Origin of the sequence: Thiomicrorhabdus sp. (genome assembly GCF_041583835.1) — a bacterium.
Taxonomy (GTDB): Bacteria; Pseudomonadota; Gammaproteobacteria; order Thiomicrospirales; family Thiomicrospiraceae; genus Thiomicrorhabdus.
On the sequence record NZ_JBFHFC010000014.1, the window covers coordinates 1 to 18,358 of the forward strand.

An 18,358-nucleotide genomic window follows, 5' to 3' on the forward strand; every position below is an offset into this window, starting at 1 on the left:
CATTTTGTAAACCGGCAACAGCGAATTCTGATTTATCGTAGGACTACCTACCAGTAAAGCATCGGCTAAAACAAGTTTCGAATCCAGTTCGCCTAAATCTATTCTTTCAATATCCAGAACCGAAGCTCTAACATCCTTAAGCAAAGCACTTGTTGTATATAATGATTTTGGTTCTGATCCAGATGATTTGAATCAACTCTTTGGGACTATTAAAGAAATGAAAGAGGCTGCTTTTACTTCTAAAATTTCACTAATAGGATTCAGAAAAACAATAGATAGCATCCCACGTTTAACTTCTCAAATGAACAGAGCAAAAAAGCATGTAACTTCCTCTCTCAATAAAGTCCTCGAAGAAATATCGGCAACAATTCAAGTAACAGAAAACATAATCGATTCAATCGTGGAAATTAGAACGAATTCACATTAAATTTTCTTAAATAGTTTGCCCAAATGAACTGAGTGGAACTCACGTTATATGCTTCCTCAACGTTTCCGACGGCGACTCGCCGAACAGTTTCTTATAATCCGCACTGAACTGCCCTGCATGGGTAAAGCCCCACATTTCGGCGATTTCGACGACGGTGCTGTCTTGAGGTGCGTTCTTCAGTGCCCGTCTGACCTGGTTCAGTCGTGTCATGCGTAAAAACTTCAAAGGACTGTACCCCAGAATGGTCTCGAAGCTGTATTGCAAAGTCCGTCGGCTGACGTAAGCGATCTGGCAGAGTTCGGTCATGGTCACGGGCAACTGTTGATGGGTTTGAATATAGGCTTTCACTCTTTCCACCACCTCTTTACGATGCTTGTAACTCGGCAAGGATTTTTTACGGGTGGGGTGATCCGGAAAGGCCTGCAATAGACTGGAAACCAGAATGTCTTCTTTGATGTGTGAGGCCATCCGGTTCGAGTTGGCGCCGAGCACTTCCGCTAAATTGTATTTCAGGGACTCAAGCTTACGGGGTTCCAGCTCGATGACCGGCGACTTGAAAACATCCAGCTCCCTTAATTCCAATCCTTGCAGCTCTGCGATGTTATTGAGAAAAGAACTTTCCAGCACGATGCCGTAAATATTGAAATCTTCGGGCGTGACCAGTTCAAACGCCTCGTCCCCGACACGGGTTGCCAACGTATTGTCTGCAAGACTCTGCCCGTTGATACGCACATCCTCGCTACGCTCGAAAGGAATTCCGAACCAGATTGCATCCGGCCAGATCTGGCACTGCTGATGCAAGGCACGGTTGGTGTATTCCCGAAAAACATGCAGATTCCGACTGGTGAGCTTATCGACCCTCCCATAAAAAGCGCCTTCACTCATCTGGTCGTATTCCTGAAGCCAATTCGTCAGGTTTCCGGCTTGTTGGTCTGGATCATTTGTATTCAAAGTGCACCGAGATAGTGCGCTTTCTTGATTTTTAATATCCAACATTAAGATCGCCCTTTTGACCAAATCATTACTAACGTAAATTAAACCACGGTAACCCTTTGTTTTGTATCAGTTTTAAAAGATTTGCCAAAATTCGATATTCGCTCGGAATATAACTCGCTTGAAAACCAGCAAGCAACTTTTATTCCCTACAATCATCCGAAGTTATTACCAAATGAACTCGAACTACCAATATTCACTCGGTGGATATCGCTATCAATTTAAAAATCTTGGCGACCTACTCGCTAAAGCAACTCCGGCTCGTTCGGGAGATCGACTCGCGGGTGTGATTGCCGAATCCGCTGTACAACGAGCCGCCGCACAGATGGCTTTGGCGGAATTGCCGCTCAAGACCTTTTTAAACGAGGCGATCGTTCCTTATGAAACCGACGAAGTGACACGTCTGATCATGGACGGACACGATGCGGAGGCTTTTGCCGAGATTTCGCACCTGACGGTCGGCGACTTCCGTAACTGGTTATTGAGCGACAAGGCAACACCGCAAATGCTTGAACGGATTCGCTGGGGAATCACGCCGGAAATGGCGGCCGCAGTGAGCAAGATCATGCGTAACCAGGACTTGATTATGGTGGCCAAAAAATGTCATGTGACCTCGGCCTTTCGCGACACCATCGGCTTGCCGAATCGTCTATCGACCCGCTTGCAGCCCAACCACCCGACCGATGACGTCAACGGCATCGCCGCGAGTATTCTGGACGGCCTGCTCTACGGCAACGGGGATGCCGTGATAGGCATCAATCCGGCGACGGATAATGTCTCGCAAGCCGTCAAACTGATGAAGTTAATGGACGAGGTGATTCAGACTTATTACATTCCCACCCAATCCTGCGTACTGACGCACGTTACCAACACCATTGAAGCGATTGAACTCGGTGCGCCGGTCGATCTGGTTTTTCAATCCATTGGCGGTACCGAAGCGACTAACACCAGTTTTGGGTTTAATTTAAACACCCTTGCCGAAGCGCAGGATGCTGCCCTTTCATTGAATCGCGGCACCATCGGCGACAACGTAATGTATTTTGAAACCGGTCAGGGAAGTTCCCTTTCCGCCAATGCCCATCACGGCATTGATCAGCAGACTTGCGAGACCCGCGCTTATGCCGTCGCCAGACAGTTTTCGCCGTTATTGGTGAATACGGTGGTCGGTTTCATTGGCCCGGAATATCTGTTCGACGGCAAGGAGATTACCCGCGCCGGACTGGAAGATCACTTTTGCGGCAAGTTATTAGGTCTGCCTATGGGGTGCGACGTCTGTTATACCAACCATGCCGAAGCGGATCAAAACGACATGGATAACCTGCTGACCCTGCTCGGCGTAGCGGGTTGCTCTTTTGTGATGGGCATTCCGGGTTCCGACGACATCATGCTCAACTACCAGACGACTTCGTTTCACGATGCGCTTTACGTCAGACGAGTATTGGGACTCAAACCGTCTCCCGAATTTGAGAAGTGGCTGACCGAAATGGCCATTTTTGAAGACATCGAACAATTCATTCTGCCGGAGGAGATGCCCTCCTCTTTTGCCCATTCATTGAAATCTTTGCCGAAGGGAAATGTATGAAGAACCGGGACTGTTCCATACAGGAAACTTCAAATATCAAAACGCCGATTTCTTCCGAGGTGATTGAAAACCCGTGGCGAAAGCTTCGCCAATTCACCGATGCCAGAATCGGATTAGGCAGAACCGGAGTCAGCTTGCCCACACATGAAATGCTGGCATTCCAAATCGCCCATGCCGAAGCGAAAGATGCGGTACATCTACCGCTTGACGTAATGGCACTTGAACCACAACTGCAATCCTTACAGAGTTTTACGGAAGCGCCTTTGTGCGTGCTTCACAGTCGGGCGATCGACCGTTTCGATTATTTACAAAGACCGGATCTCGGAAGAAGGCTTGATGAAAATTCGCAAAAAAAACTGGAAGCGCTAACCGAATCCTCAGCAACCGAATACGACTTGGCCATTGTGGTGGTCGACGGTCTCTCTTCGAAAGCGGTACAACAGAATGTCATGCCGTTTATGGAAACCTTGTTGAACGATCTGACCGAAGACCCGGCCTTAAATGACATTTGCCTGGCGCCGTTCAGCGTTGTCCAGCAAGGACGGGTCGCGATCGGTGACGAGATCGGCGAATTGTTAAAAGCCGAAATGGTCATCGTATTAATCGGCGAACGTCCCGGATTAAGTTCGCCTGACAGCCTCGGGCTGTATCTAACCTGGCACCCAAAGGTGGGACGCCATGATGCCGAAAGAAACTGCATCTCCAACATTCGTCCGTCAGGACTTTCCTATCGGGAAGCCAGCCAAAAAACACTTTATTTAATTAGAGAATCACGTCGTCTGAAACTTTCGGGCGTTAACTTAAAGGATCGAAGCCATGAAAAAACAATAAGTAGGGAAACCAATGAAAAGAACTTTTTAATTGAATGACTTTAGCTCTGGAGGCTAGAAAATGGAAACTAAAAATCATCAAGAATATTATGCTAAACGGCAACTCAAGAAAGGCACGGCAGGCTGGTTTTTGCTGGCCGGACTTGGGGTGTCCTATGTGATTTCGGGCGACTTCGCCGGTTGGAACTTTGGTATTGAGCAAGCCGGTTGGGGTGGTTTCGCCATTGCCGCGGTTCTAATGGCGGTCATGTATTTAACGTTGGTCTTGTCGCTGGCCGAAATGTCGTCCGCCATTCCTTCCGCCGGTGGCGGTTACGGTTTTGCACGTCAGGCAATGGGGTCAACCGCCGGCTTTATGACCGGACTGGCCGTACTCATAGAATACGCCTTGGCGCCGGCCGCCATCGTCATATTCATCGGCTCCGCCTTTGAGGCGCTCACGGGGTTCAACGGGATTTGGGTGTACGCCTTGTTCTACCTCGTCTTTGTGGGCATTCACTTGATGGGTGTGGGTGAAGCCTTGAAGATCATGATGGTAATCAGCGGTCTGGCGGTATTTGCGATTCTGGCGACCGGTGTTGCCCTATTGAGCAGTTTCGATTCTGCAAACCTGTTCAATATTGCGGTAAGCGATGCGGCCGGTTCATCCGAGTTTCTGCCTCTAGGTTGGTATGGTGTCTGGGCGGCTTTGCCTTTTGCCATGTGGTTGTTCCTGGCGATTGAAGGGGTGCCTTTAGCGGCGGAAGAAGCCAAAGATCCGGCCAAAGACGTTCCTAAGGGAATCATCGGCGCCATGCTGTTCTTGTTGTTCACTGCGGTTCTAGTGGTCTTTTTATTGGCGGGTTCCGCCGGTTCGGAAATGATCAGTAAAAGCGCCGTTCCACTGGTGGATGCTTTGAACGCCAACGGTAATCACAGTTTGGCGACGTTGGTGAACCTATTGGGACTTGCAGGATTGATCGCATCATTCTTCTCGATCATCTATGGTTATAGCCGCCTGATTTTCGCGCTTTCCCGTGCGGGCTACCTTCCAAAGTCATTGTCTTTGACCACCGAGAAGAAAAAAGTACCGGCGCGTGCATTGATCATTCCGGGGATTTTCGGATTTATTGTTTCGCTCAGTGGCGAAGGGGATTTGATTCTGGCAATGGCGGTTGTCGGTGCAACCGTTTCTTATGCTTTGATAGCTTACAGCCATATTGTTTTAAGAATCAAGCAACCCGATCTTGAACGCCCTTACAGAACGCCGGGCGGTATCATCACTTCGGGAATTGCGCTTGCGCTGTCGTTAATTGCATTGACCGGAGTTTATGCATTCGACCCTCGTGCCTTCTTCTACACGATGGCTCTGTTCGCTGTCGGTGCGGTCTATTATTTTGTCTTCAGCAAAAACAACCTGATGGCTCACAGCGCTCAAGAAGAGTTTGAAATGTTGGCGCAGGCACAGGCTGAACTGGAACCGGCTTATCAAAAAATCACCTAAATTCAACTAGGTAGATAAAACTTAAATAATCGGCTAGAGATTTCCTAATACTCTAACCGATTATTTTTTCCCATCCTCCATACCGAAATCGTCTCTCGACAACATCCCATCAAAGACGGCCTGCTTTATTTATCAAATCTTGCTTCATTTTATTGTCAGACTATGTTGTTGTTTTCCAGCGCGGCATTTGTTACCGTGACACTCTAAATTTATCGATTCAATTTTTTTGATGAGGCCTTGCGCAAACCGCCGACTTCCGATGGCTAGACCATTGACTGATATTATTTTCATAATGGGTCTTTGATCGTGCAACCGTCTCCCTGAAAACTAGGAGATTTCATGAAATTTCGTTTTAACCGTGTGTCCAAGTCTGCATTATCCGCTTTAGTCCTGTCCGTAGGATTAAGCGCCTCCGCTACCGTTTTGGCGGAACAACCGTCCGGACCGGCGCCTCAAGGCCAGATGATGCCACATGGTCAAATGCAGCCGCCTAAATTAACGCCTGAACAACAGGCAACCATGATGGAGCTGAGAAAGCTTCAAATGGATATGCAAGGCACACAACAAGAACTGCAAGGCATTCAACAGAAAGCATTCGAACAAAACCCGTCACTCGTCAAACAGCGCGACAAACTTCAAGCCACCATGCTGAAGAAAATGTCTAACAAAGACTACGATGCCAAAGCCGAATTGAATGCCCTTGAAGAAACCATCAAAAAATACCAGGACGGTAAAACCAAACCGACCCAAGAAGAGATGGTGAACTTCCGTAAGCGCCAGATGACTTTCCAGCAAAACCAGCAAAAAGCTTATCAAGATCCGGAAATTCAAAAAATGGCCGAGTCTCTTAAAACCGACGTGGAAGCAAAAATGGTAAAAGCAGATCCTAAAACCAAAGAGCTGCTGAAGAAGATGGAAAACCAAAGCAAGAAATTCATGGAATTGCGTCAAAAAATGATTGGCGGTTAATCTCCATACCCTCAGATCTGCCAACAGGTCTGATTACCTTAACCGGAAGCGGTCCCGCCTCCGGTTAAATCATCGGCTTCAATCCAAATCCAAGCCGATAACAGAACAATTTGATGGCAACCGCCGTAACGGCATAGAACGTTCTTACCTTATAAAATAAGGACAATTATGTGATCGATCTAGTCAATAATCTTCTCCCCTCCATTGAACACTTCCGTATTGAAGGCTATTGGATCGCTTTAATTGTCGCGCTGCTCGAGACCACGATTGGGGTCGGCATGCTTCTACCGGGCACGGCCGTCATTCTGATTTTGGGTGCATTAGCGGCACGCGGCTATCTCGATATTGTCGATTTGATCTGGTTTGCCGTCATCGGCGCACTCATCGGCGACAACCTGAACTATTACCTGGGCAGAAAGTACGGAGCACGTTGGATCAAAGGCGGATTATGGTTTCTGAAACCAAGCCATATCGACAAAGCGAAAATCTTCATGGATGACCATGGCGCGAAAAGCGTGTTTTTGGGACGTTTCATTCCCAGCGTCAAAGAAGTGGTGCCGTTCATAGCCGGAAGCGTTCAAATGAATCGTAAAACATTCATGTTCTGGAACCTGCTTGGCGCAATCGGTTGGGGTTCGTTATGGGTGTTGGCCGGTTATGCATTTGCACAATCCATCAACATTGTCGAATTGTGGTTATCACGTGCCGGTTTATTCATCGGGTTATTCGTGTTTCTGGTGGTGCTGTTCTATCTGGCAAGATGGTTGATTATCCACAAAGGTAAACAGTTCTCGGAAATAACGGTTTCAATTTGGCACTCTCTGAAGGAAGCGTGGATTAACAACGAGTATGTGTCCAAGTGGATAATAAATCATCCGCGCAGCCTTGCTTTTATGCATGCCAGACTCAACCCGACAACCTTTACGGGACTGCCTTTGTCGATTATGACCTTGGGATTTGTCTATGTACTGGCTCTGTTCGGCGGCATTGTCGAAGACGTCGTCACCTCCGATCCGATTGTGGCCGTAGACGTACACATCGCCAGCTTATTCAATGCGTTGCGCACCGAAACGCTGACTCAGGTTTTCACGTGGATAACCGTTCTCGGCAAAAGCCAACTGATTCTGGGATTGATTGCACTGTCGATAGCCTTACTGTGGCTATGGCGCAAAAGCTATTACATCCTACCTCTGTTGATTTCCGTCACCGGCAGTTCGGTCTTTACTTTTCTAGGTAAACTGGCGTTTCAACGCCCTCGCCCCGAACTGGCGGTCTATGCGGAACAAACCTACTCTTTCCCGAGCGGACATGCCACCATTGCGGTCGCTTTCTTCGGCTTTATCGGTTATGTACTGATGCACAGCGCTCAAAGCAGAACCGCCAAAGTAAACATCTTTTTTGCCATTGTCGCCGTCATTCTGGCCATCGGTTTCAGCCGGGTCTATCTCGGAGTCCACTATATCAGCGATATTTGGAGCGGTTATCTTGTCGGGGCAATGTGGCTCATCATTGCCATCACCTTTTCCGAATGGCTACAGTTTAAACAGCAACGTTATCCGTCGAATCCCCCCGTGATTGGAGCCCGCCCGATTTCGGCAACGCTGATTTCTTTCATGGCACTGTTCTATGTCGGCTTTAGTCTTAATTACCACCCGCCCAAAGCCGTTGTACCCCAAACTTCCGCAGTAGTTGTTTCGAAACCCATCGAGATATTCGGCAGCGAATCGAAAAAATACACCGAAACTCTAGTAGGCGAACGCCAGGAACCGATTAATTTCATTTTTGCAGCTCGAGACGAACAAACCCTTACACAGGCTCTCCAACAAGCCGGTTGGGTAAAATCCGACCAAGCCAATCTAAACACCTTTAGTCAAGCAATCAAGGCATTGATACTACAAACACCCTACCCGGCCGCCCCCATATCGCCAACCTTTTGGAATTCAAAAATGCAGGATTTAAGTTTCTCGAAAGTGCCCGGCACCAATTGGCTACGGAATGCCCAACATCTAAAAATATGGAAAACCCATTCGGTATTGAAAAACGGAAAACGGCTTTATGTCGCCGTCGCCAATGCCAACGATGGTTTTAAATGGGGATTCATGCCGGTTATCTCTGCCGACCTAGATCGCCAACGCAACCTGTTGGCGCAGAAACTCAAGCTCAGCAACGAAGTTGAGCAGGAAGACGAGCTGCAACTGGTTAAACCCTTGGTCGGAAAAAACCTGATGGGCGATGCATTTTTCACGGACGGAAAAGCGTATCTAATCAGTGTGAAATAACAGCTTTTATATCGAGTATCTTATCGATTTTCAGTCCGGCATATAAATCATGGATAAATCCTGACTATAAAACCCGGTTTTTTGACATCAAAAAAAAATAAGAGCAAAATCAATTCATTGGTTGAGATGATTTACGATCTTTGAAGGCGTACAAATCACAAAAGATGCACGTGCATCGGCTGCCCACCCGCCTTAACAACAAATTTTTCCCGAATAGATCATCTTCACCTTGATTAAGCCTGCCGCCAACAAGGTTTTCAAAATTTGTCATGCAGGCCTCTTGGTTGTTTTTTAGCTATTAAGCGTTACAAGCAACAATAGAAGGAGTATCAAATGAAAACGTCTATGAAAACTTTGTTAATCACATCGATCGTAAGTATTGCGACCTTATCCTATGCCATGGCAGACGAACCGGATGACATGCCCTACCAGCGCGGAATGATGCAAGGCGGCCCGGGATATGGAATGATGGGACAAGGGTTGGGGCCAGGCCCAGGTTATGGCATGGGATACGGAATGATGGGGCAAGGATACGGTCCTGGTCCGGGTTACGGACCGGGCTATCATATGGGGCCGGGCTACGGAATGGGCTACGGCCCTGGATACCATATGGGGCCGGGTTACGGAATGGGTTACGGTATGCATCCTGGCTATGGCATGGGTTACGGCATGCACCCGGGATACGGAATGGGTCCGGGATATGGCATGATGGGAGGCATGGGACCCGGCTACGGCATGATGGGGCCTGGATATGGAACGGGAATTAAGCTGAGTAAAGATCAGCAAAAAAGTATCGATAAAATCCGCAAAGACCTCTTCAAAGAACAACGCAATAACATGCGTGAAATGTGGCAGGAACAAAAGCGACTCGGTGACTTGATGACAGCGGACAAAGAAGATCCTAAAGCCATTCAGGAAGCCTACGGTAGAATCTCGAACCTGCAGGAAAAATCATTCAGGAAACGCATGGAGATGCAAAAACAAATGGATGGTGTCCTGACAGACGAACAGAAAAAGCAGATGCGCCAAAGCTATCCTTATCCTCGTCCAATGTACGATGATTAATAATTAGACTCAAATTCTATTTGAAAAATTAAACAAAAGCCTTCCGACTAAACCCGACAGGCCTGCTTCTCAGCAGGCCTATTCAGTTCCTGCCCTGCCCCCCTCTGATCCAGCAAAATCGGCAACCTTGGCAAACAAGCTAAACAGTCACATAATACTTCAAAAATAGACGCCAAAAAGTTACCTAAAATCAATTCAAATTATAGGGTAATGAGTTTATATTAGACTAACCGCCACAAGGGTGAATCAACATCATTGACCACCTGTTCGGGTAAAACACAGAGGAGTGTTCATAATGAGCAAAAAGGACGATTACAAAGCCATGGCCGAAGCCAAAATCGAAGAGTATTCGGCTCAACTGCAAGAACTAAAAGCCAAAGCCAAATTTGAAGCGGCCGAAATCAAACTTGAGATGCATGAGCAGATTGAAAAACTGGAAGCCAAATTGGACGCCGCTAAAGCTGAATTTGAAGAGTTCACCGACGAAGCCGGTGAAACCTTGGAAGACTGGTCTGATCGTCTGGAAGTGTTGGGAGAAGACCTAAAAGCCGCGTTTAAAAAATTCTTTAGCAAACACGAATCCGAATAACCAACTCCCTACTTTCTTCTGCCGATCAGTTCGGCAGTTCGAAAACCTCCGACACCCCGCGTCCTCTTTGATCGGATGCGGCGGTTACTTTGCCTTGCCGGCTGACAATCAACTGCACGTCGCCCATATAATCGTTACGCTTCAGGGTGTACCCCATCGCCTGTAATTCAATTTTTACGGCCTCAGGCAAATCCGGGTTGTAGGCGATCTGGTCTTTAGGCAACAGTTGATGATGTACGCGCGGCGCATCCACCGCTTGCTGTGCGCTCATGCCCTCGTCCACCACATTGACGATGGTTTGAAACACCGACGTGATGATGGTGGAACCGCCCGGTGTGCCAACCACCATTTCCACTTCACCGTCTTTGAGTACGATTGTCGGTGACATCGACGACAGCATACGTTTTTCGGGTGCGATTTCGTTCGCCTTGCCGCCGACCACGCCGAATACGTTGGCAACACCCGGCTTAGTGCTGAAATCGTCCATCTCGTCGTTCATCAGGAAACCGGCACCGTCAATCACCACGCCGCTGCCAAACGGCATATTCAAGGTATAGGTATTGGAGACCGCATTACCGTGACTGTCGATAATCGAAAAATGGGTGGTTTCCGGCGATTCCAATTTGCCGGGATGAATCGATTCGGATTCGGAAATCTCGTCCAAACGCACCGCCTGACCGCGTCGTTTCAAATAGTCGTCCGCAATAAGATTCTTAACCGGAACCTTTACGAAATCCGGATCGCCCAGATAAAACGCACGATCCGCATAGACACGCTTTTCCAATTCGGCATAGAAATGCGCCTTAATGACCTGAGGATCGATCCCCTCTTTTGCCGCTTGTTTCAAAGCCGAGTTCAACTGTCCGCTTAACTGCTGCTTCATTTTAAGCAACTGCACAATCGCCACTCCCCCTGAGCTTGGCGGCGGTGCCGAAACCACTTCCCGCCCTTGCCATTGTCCGACAACCGGTTCGCGCCAGACGGCTTGATAGCTTTTTAGGTCGTCCAAAGTAATCAGTCCGTCATTCGCCTGCATGAAATCCACTAACAACTTAGCGGTTTCGCCCTGGTAAAAATCCATTGGACCTTGATCGGCGATACGCTGCAACGTCTTAGCCAGTTGCGGTTGCTTGAATCGCTTGCCGGCTTTTAATCCGGCAAAATGGGTTTTGAAATTCAGCGGTTCCGGCGATTTATCGGCAATCCACCCTTGAAACCATTCGGCGGTGTTTTGCAGATGTTCGGAAACCACAAAACCGTTTTGCGCATAATCGATCGCCGGCTGCAAAAGCGTTTTCCACGGCAAAGAACCGAAACGTTGATGTGCCTGCCACAACCCCATCACCGTGCCCGGCACGCCGGATGCTTGATACCCCACCAAAGAACGATAGGGAATCACTTGCTTGTCTTGGTCTAGATACATGTCTCGATGGGCGGCTTTTGGCGCTTTTTCTCGATAATCCAGAAAGAATGCCTTAGAGGCTTGGGGCTGATTCGATCGGGTATAAAGCGTCATGAATCCGCCGCCGCCAAGGTTACCGGCTTCCGGATAAGTCACCGCCAACACAAAACCGGCGGCGACGGCGGCATCCACGGCATTACCGCCCTGTTGCATAATCGTTTTGGCCACATTGGCGCTGTATTCGTCAGGCATGGCCACCGCGGCAGGCTTGGCACAAACCACCACTGCAAAAAACAGGCTGAATGCCGTCAATAAGGAAATTATCGATTTTCTAATCATACGTTTACCACACACTTCTAAATCACCAAACGGACAGACCTGTTCGGTTTTAATCGCTTATTTGAATGGAGCAAAGGATACAGCAAGAGAGAAACGGCGTCTATCCAGACGCCTAGCCGGACTCACATCTCACACAACCAGTAAAAGCTGAAACCGGGAATGACTAATGTGTCTTTGAATATTTCCGGGCTTTGGCCGGTATACAAATCGATTAGATGGCCGTGTTGAGGGCGCCCCCAACTGCCGACATCGTCCAAATTCATGGCTTGAGGTTTACTGTCGAAATTGGCGACAACCAAGACACCCTCGCCTTGTCGATGCAGGTTGTAACGCCCGAACACAAACAAATGCGGATTGCCGACATCGATCAGTTCACGGTTGTTGAAGTCGGCAAAAACCTCGACCTCCTTGTGCACGGCAATCATTCTCTTCAACGCACTGAAAATTGAATATTCGACCGTGCCCGGGACATTGCGGCGTTCGGCTTTTTCCCAGTCGATGAACGGGCGGTGAACCCAACGGGAATCGTCCATTTTATGAGGGTCGTTCAGATAGGAATCGTCGTTGACAGTGCCGATTTCGTCACCGTAATACAATAAAGGAATCCCGCCGAAAGAGAGTATCAAACTGTGAAGAAGCAGGATCAAATTGACGGAATCCTGAATCGCTTGAGGATCGCCGATTTCCTGCGCATATTGCAACCCGACCAGAGAGGCCAGAGAACCTGAAATACGTGCATCACCGGTTTTCTCGTTCTCACCGAAAGGCACGCCACGTGCATGGGAATCGTCAAACCGTCCTGTGAAATAATCGATCAGGAACTTGCGGTGTCCGAACGGTTCGTAACCCGCCTGCACGATATCCTGATCGTCAAAGCCCAAACCGATGTCATCATGACAACGCACATAGTTCAACCAGGTGGCGCGCTCCAATTTCACCGGCAGGCTCTTGATTCCCTGATTAAGCAGTTTGGCGTTCTTGGTGGCGACTGCATCCCATAACAATGCCATATAGGTGGCGTTATAAGCGATCTCGCACTCTTTGGCGATGACCGCATCCTCACCGAAATATTTGGTGACTTCAACCGGAGCGACAATCGCTTCGGCGATGAACAGTACGCCGGGTGCGGTAACCTGGCAACAATCTTTCAACAACTGCAGAATCAGGTGCGCCTCGCGCTCGTTCTGACAAGTACTGCCGATCTTTTTCCACAGGAACGCCACCGCATCCAGACGCAGGATATCGACCCCTTTATTCGCCCAATAAAGAATGACGTCCAACATCTCGATGAATACGGACGGGTTGCTGTAATTGAGATCCCATTGATAATTATTAAAAACCGTCATGACCCAGCGGCCCATCTCTTCGTCCCAGGTAAAATTACCGGGCGCAGTCTGCGGGAAAATTTCCGGCATGCTCTGTTCGAACATATCGGGCACGTGACGGTTTTCAAAGGTGTAATAGTAATCCTGATATTTTGAATCGCCTGCTCGCGCACGCTGGGCCCATTCGTGTTCGTCCGACGTATGGTTAAGTACCACGTCCAAAGCCAACAGAATCTCACGGCCCCGCATCTCGTCGGCCAACTGCTGCAGCTCTTCCAATGTCCCGACCCGATCGTCGATCTCGCGGAAATCGCTGACCGCATAACCGCCGTCGGAATGTCCTTCCGGACAGCGCATAATCGGCATGATATGAACCATATTGACGCCGAGTTCGTTGAAATAATTCAGATGGTCGCACATTCCTTTCAAATCACCGGCGAAACCGTTGCTATACAAAGCCATACCGACCCATTTCTGACTCAGGAACCAGTTGTAATCCTTCTCCCGATCCAAATCGATCTGTCTGAGATGTTCGGGGCGCTTGATGTATTTCCGCGCCATGGTTTCCACCAGGCGCAAAGCCTGTTCGTTAAAATCGTCACGCTTGCCGTACAGGCGTTCAAACAACGAATGGATCGCATAGAAATTGGCGCCCAAACGGGTATAGAAATGCCTCAAATCCTGTTCGGAAATTTCCGGTTTGATTTGATTGAGAATGTCGTTTAGAAGCGAGTGTGAAATCTGTTCGTACATAGCATTCCTAAATGTTTAAGCCGTTAACACATTGTCCAGAGCTGTCGTTTTCGATTACCAACCCGACAAATAAATCGCTGCCGAATGTTCAATTTTTTCATCCGGCGATGGCGGCGCTACTAAATAAAGCGCTGGATGAAATCTTTATAAAACTCTGGGTCGTTTGACGTTGCGCCACGTATGCCGATCACTTTACTGGCGAAATACTGTGCTGCCTGCAAACTGTCGGCGATACTCCAACCCGCCTGCAATCCGTGAATATAGACGGCGGTAAACGCGTCTCCGGCCCCCACCGTGTCGACAAATTCATCGGCCTTTTCAGGCACGACATGATGAAATTCGCCGTCACGCCCGAGCACCATCGCCCCCTTTTCACCCAACGTCAGAATGACCTGTTCCAGACTGAATTTCTGTTGCAACTTCACCATGGCCTCTTTCGTATCGTCGTGTCCCAATTCCAGCTGAACGATTTCATGTTCGTTCAACTTAACCCAACGGGCTTTTTCCAGCCAGTGGTAGACGTCTTCCTTTTTCCACCATGGGGCTCTCAAATTCACGTCCAAAAACACCGACGACTCCGGACAACATTGCAGTAACTGGGAAAACGACTTGCGCGATCCTTCATTTCGTAATCCGAGCGTGCCGTGATACAGAATGCTGCGTCTCGGCAAATGAAATAACGTCTCCGACGAAATAAAATCGTAGGCGCAATTAGGCGTGATGCGGTAATGAGGTTCGTTATGTATCATCGTCACCTCAACCTTGCCGGTCGGATGCCGGGGATCAAGCTGTACATGGGTCACGTCCATATGCCAACCGCGCATGGCCGATAAAATCATTCGTCCCAGCTCGTCATCGCCGATACGGGAAATAAATTTAGGCTGATCACCAAAAGCCTGTAAATGCCACGCGACATTAAACGGAGCGCCCCCTAAAACGCGTGTTCCGTTCTGAAAACAATCAAACAGCACCTCACCAAAAACAATAATTTCCGGTTTTTCACTCATGGGTCATACCCCGTTTTTCAAATAGCGATTCAAACATAGGAACATAATGCCAAACGCCTTGCAAGATGCCTGCCGAATAATTTCCGTCACTTTCATGACGGGTATTTTTTGCCAAATACAACGCTGCCTCATGGCCGTTTTCATAAGCCATCTGACGCGCCGTTTCTTTAACCTCATCCGTGGCGTTCGCCACCAATACGGAGTGTACCGGACTGGTCAAGACGGGAAGATCGTTACCGCTGTCACCCGCAAACACCACCTCGTCGCGACCGTAACCAAGCTGCTGTTGGAGGAACTCGATCGCATGCAGTTTAGTCGCGTTGCGGGGCAAAACATCCAATAAACCGGTCCGGGTGGTTTCATCCACACTCCAAATCAAACTGGCGGCAACGCCTTTTTGCTGCAAACAGTCTGCTATCCGGCTCATGATTCTTTGGTAGTCCGACTCAAGCGACACGTAATAACTTAATTTATGGGTGTTCTGTTTAGAAGCCTCCTGTAATTCAAGCTCGTCTACCTTGCCGATTAACTCTTCAAGCTGCTGTCGGCTACGACCTTGCCAGTCCAATTCAATTTCGTGCTCCCAACTACCGAGTTCGAACCACTCACCGTCATTCACCTGATAAATTTTGGTGCCGACATCGGTAATCGCATAATCGGGTTGCGGCAATTCGTACTCTTCGATGGCCTCGCGTACCAAATCCAAATGACGGCCGGTGACGTAAACTAAAGTGACCTCCGGTTGAGCGCAAAACCGGGCAAAACGCTGCCGCGCGTTTATTGGCTCCGGTTGCGCTCCATTTGGTATCAGAGTTCTGTCCATATCGGTACACAGCAATAACTTCACATCATCCATCAATTTGCCTTTGCTTCATAGTCTTCAGACGACCTTTCGCTCTCTCTTGGATCCTGACAAGTATCGAAAAAGTCGTAATATTCCAACGCTTCCAAAATCCCCGCTTCAAAAGGTTGTTTGGCAAAATAGACTCGTTCAATATCCACCAGCTGAGACAACTCTTCGTCGTGTCGGTTTGACACGACCGCCGCCAATGCATTTCCGCGCATCATATCTTCGTCCGCACCGGAACCACCGGCTACAAACACGCGCTCGAGCGGAATCTGCCAGCGGTCGGTCACGTAGCGTAAAGCCATGCCTTTAGAGGCGCGTATCGGTAGAATGTCCAAAAACTCACCGAACGACATCTGGACGTGAACCGATTGCTCCTCTTTATGCAACAGACGCTTAATATCCTCGACATCCACAACCTTAGGGTCAATGAAATAGCTCAACTTGAAACGGCTCTGTTCCGCCTTGGGCTGTCTGACTAATCCCGGAACCTCATCTAAAATCAATCTCAATTTATGCGGCGACCACTGGTAATCGATATGACCGTCCCACGCCGTATCAAACGTCAGTTTCGGCGCATAATAAATTTCGGTGCCGCCGCTGGTGATGAGGATATCCGGCTCCGGCATGTTGTAACTTTTAAGCAACTTCAAAGCCGAATCCAACCGGCGACCGGTGGCGATAATGAACAGGGTACTGCTTCGATTGCTTCGGATAACGCCAATCAGCTGCTGCAATGCGACCTTGTCGCCGATCAGGTTCTGATCGAGACAACTGACGATCGCCCGGTCGCGATAGAGGCGTTCCCGACGGTGAATCGGCTGGCGAATCAAGTGTTCCGAACGTTCCGCAATCGGGCGAATCAAATCGAGGTAACGTTGGGCATGCGCATCCCAGGAATAGTGCTCACGAACTCCGTCCAAACCGCTCTCAATATAACTCTGCGCCAACTTTCTGTCTTTCAATATCTTCAACAGTGCCTGTGTGATCGAATCCGCTTCCAGAGGATCAATCAGCAGTCCGTTCTGACAGTTACCGATAATATCCCGCGGTCCGCCGTCTTCCGTGGCAATGATCGGCAAACCGGACGCGGCCGCTTCGATCAGCGTCAAACCGAACGGTTCGGTCAAGGCCGGATTGACGAAAACCCCATTCGATGCAGCCGCAATCCGGTAAATCATCGGAACCTGATCTCGTTGATGATGCTTCGGCATCGCTACTTTTCCGTAAAGATCGTAGCGGTCTATGGCAACCAACAATTCGTGGAAGACTTCCTGCGCCCCTTCTTCCAAATCGTCTATGTCATCACGGTTACCGGCGATGATGACCAGATTGGCAAGCCCTTGCAGTTCCTGGGATAAGCCGTAGGCTTCGATTAAGGTAACGATATTTTTACGTTTATCGGGACGAGAAAGCGCTAGAATGATGGGTTTTTCGGGATGTTTGAGATGGCGAACAAGATCTGAATAAATCGGCGTTTTGAATTCTTCGCCGCTGGGAGGCATAAACTGCTGCAGGTTGGTGCCGGGGGGAAGAACCCGCATCTGATCGGGCTGGTAGTGGTCGTAGATTTCGTACTGTTCCTCGATCTCCTGATGGGTACTGGTAATGACCCTTTCCGCCGTGGCCAGCGTCATCTCTTCCGCTTCGATCCGTCTCGTCATGTTATAGCGTTTTTCGATCTCTTCCGCAGACAGCCCACTCGCCAATAACCGACTGCGTTTAACCCTTCCCAATGAGTGTCCGGTATGAATGAGGGGAATACCGTGTTGATTCGCCAGCAGTTCGCCGACATACCCGGCATCGGCGTAATGGCTGTGGAGAATATCCGGCCAAATACCGGACCCCCTAAAAAAACTGGTGACATTATCGGCAAAGCCGTCTAAATGATCCCACAATTGCTCTTTGGCAATGTACTGATCGGGACCCGCGTGAATGCGCACGATTCTAAGATTTTTGGATAACACTTCGATCGGCTTGGCGTAATCCTCGGAAACACTGCCGTCCACCACCTGTCGGGTTATCAAGTCGACTTGAATCACATCCGGATGACGGGCAAGCGCCTGAGCCAATTCAAGCACATAGAGCGTTTGTCCTCCGGTATCCGCATCACGCCCCAATTCAAGGTTATTACCCCGAATTAAACCGTGAACGCTGATTAGAGCGATGTACAGTTGTTGTTTGTTTTGGCCCATAAATTATTCAGGTTTCAGTCCATTTGATGCCGCATGATTAACCGATTACCTTCAGCATAAATGGCTTGCTTTCCGGATCAATTATTTGATGTCGTCGAAACTTCTGGTCATTAGCTGCCGAATCTGTGAACGCTCATTGAAGATAAAACACGACTCCAATATCGAAACGGCTCTTGCCTGTACTTCTGTTCAATCTGTTAAGTTTTGCTGTATCGCCAACACCAAAGCAATTTGGCGTCTTAAACTGTCACTGCGTAGTGACAAACATAGGAA

The 18,358-nt window shown here is 48.8% G+C and carries 13 protein-coding genes; 7 read left to right on the top strand and 6 right to left on the bottom strand.

Annotated features, from left to right (window positions below; genetic code table 11):
- Positions 1-466: 466 nt before the first annotated feature.
- Entirely contained in the window at positions 467-1,423 is a 957-nt protein-coding gene (locus tag ABY044_RS08065) for a helix-turn-helix domain-containing protein (protein ID WP_373019740.1), read from the bottom strand.
- A 172-nt stretch (positions 1,424-1,595) separates the two neighbouring features.
- Between ABY044_RS08065 and ABY044_RS08070 the strand changes: the two genes are divergently transcribed.
- The 7 genes from ABY044_RS08070 to ABY044_RS08100 all read left to right on the top strand — a co-directional run bounded on the left by ABY044_RS08070 (position 1,596) and on the right by ABY044_RS08100 (position 10,217).
- Positions 1,596-3,002, top strand: coding sequence for an ethanolamine ammonia-lyase subunit EutB (locus ABY044_RS08070; RefSeq protein ID WP_373019741.1), 1,407 nt, complete (start codon positions 1,596-1,598; stop codon positions 3,000-3,002).
- Positions 2,999-3,871: an ethanolamine ammonia-lyase subunit EutC gene (gene eutC / locus ABY044_RS08075; protein WP_373019743.1), complete on the top strand. Its 873-nt coding sequence runs from the start codon at positions 2,999-3,001 to the stop codon at positions 3,869-3,871. The genes ABY044_RS08070 and eutC overlap by 4 nt, the downstream gene beginning before the upstream one ends.
- 22 nt (positions 3,872-3,893) lie before the next feature.
- Positions 3,894-5,315 (top strand): ethanolamine permease, encoded by a 1,422-nt coding sequence (gene eat, locus ABY044_RS08080; protein ID WP_373019745.1) that lies wholly within the window; start codon positions 3,894-3,896, stop codon positions 5,313-5,315.
- Between the two features lie 339 nt (positions 5,316-5,654).
- Entirely contained in the window at positions 5,655-6,284 is a 630-nt protein-coding gene (locus ABY044_RS08085; protein ID WP_373019747.1) for a hypothetical protein, read from the top strand.
- Between the two features lie 170 nt (positions 6,285-6,454).
- Positions 6,455-8,563 (top strand): LssY C-terminal domain-containing protein, encoded by a 2,109-nt coding sequence (locus tag ABY044_RS08090; RefSeq protein WP_373019749.1) that lies wholly within the window; start codon positions 6,455-6,457, stop codon positions 8,561-8,563.
- A gap of 333 nt (positions 8,564-8,896) precedes the next feature.
- On the top strand, positions 8,897-9,628 hold the full coding sequence (locus tag ABY044_RS08095; RefSeq protein WP_373019750.1) for a Spy/CpxP family protein refolding chaperone: 732 nt from the start codon (positions 8,897-8,899) through the stop codon (positions 9,626-9,628).
- A gap of 295 nt (positions 9,629-9,923) precedes the next feature.
- Entirely contained in the window at positions 9,924-10,217 is a 294-nt protein-coding gene (locus ABY044_RS08100) for a hypothetical protein (RefSeq protein WP_373019751.1), read from the top strand.
- Between the two features lie 25 nt (positions 10,218-10,242).
- Here the strand turns inward: ABY044_RS08100 and ggt are convergent, their stop codons facing one another.
- The 5 genes from ggt to ABY044_RS08125 form a co-directional block, all read right to left on the bottom strand.
- On the bottom strand, positions 10,243-11,958 hold the full coding sequence (gene ggt / locus ABY044_RS08105; RefSeq protein WP_373019753.1) for a gamma-glutamyltransferase: 1,716 nt from the start codon (positions 11,956-11,958) through the stop codon (positions 10,243-10,245).
- Between the two features lie 122 nt (positions 11,959-12,080).
- Positions 12,081-14,036, bottom strand: coding sequence for an amylosucrase (locus ABY044_RS08110; RefSeq protein WP_373019755.1), 1,956 nt, complete (start codon positions 14,034-14,036; stop codon positions 12,081-12,083).
- 119 nt (positions 14,037-14,155) lie between these two features.
- On the bottom strand, positions 14,156-15,043 hold the full coding sequence (locus ABY044_RS08115) for a carbohydrate kinase (protein ID WP_373019757.1): 888 nt from the start codon (positions 15,041-15,043) through the stop codon (positions 14,156-14,158).
- Positions 15,036-15,899, bottom strand: coding sequence for an HAD-IIB family hydrolase (locus ABY044_RS08120; protein WP_373019759.1), 864 nt, complete (start codon positions 15,897-15,899; stop codon positions 15,036-15,038). Before ABY044_RS08120 ends, ABY044_RS08115 begins: the two co-directional genes overlap by 8 nt.
- Entirely contained in the window at positions 15,899-18,085 is a 2,187-nt protein-coding gene (locus ABY044_RS08125) for an HAD family hydrolase (RefSeq protein WP_373019761.1), read from the bottom strand. Before ABY044_RS08125 ends, ABY044_RS08120 begins: the two co-directional genes overlap by 1 nt.
- Between the last annotated feature and the right edge of the window lie 273 nt (positions 18,086-18,358).